Here is a 452-nt window from a genome sequence, read left to right on the forward strand (position 1 = left end):
TATTGCGCCGATGGGCCTTCGTTTTGTACCGAGCCGGACAGGCTGACAGTCGAGGCGGTTTCAGTGTCGACTACTTTAGCCGTCGCCGAACCGTCTTTGACTTCGAGTTTCTCAAAGCCAGGGCCGTTCACGCCGGTGATAGTGGCAACCAGCTCGGAACCGTCTTTGTAGACGTCTTCGCCATTGGCCGCATCGATCTTCAGGGTGCCGGTGGTTTCACCGTCAGCGATGGTGATCACACCCTTGTCGGTGGTGATCGTCGTCACGCCCTGGGAGGCGTGGCTGAGGGTGGCGGTGAAGACATATTGCGCCGTCGAGCCTTCGCTCTGTACCGAACCGGTCAGGCTCACAGTCGAGGCAGTTTCAGTGTCGACTACTTTAGCCGTCGCCGAACCGTCTTTGATTTCCAGCTTTTCAAAGCCCGGGCCGTCTACGCCGGTGATAGTGGCAAC

1 protein-coding gene is annotated in these 452 nt (G+C 58.4%); it reads right to left on the minus strand.

Annotated features, from left to right (window positions below; translation table 11 throughout):
* Positions 1-452: immunoglobulin-like domain-containing protein (locus tag DM813_RS28285; protein ID WP_164897179.1), on the minus strand; the 452-nt coding region annotated here is incomplete at both ends.

The organism is Pseudomonas alkylphenolica, from assembly GCF_004025535.1.
In the GTDB taxonomy this organism is placed as follows: Bacteria; Pseudomonadota; Gammaproteobacteria; order Pseudomonadales; family Pseudomonadaceae; genus Aquipseudomonas; species Aquipseudomonas alkylphenolica_A.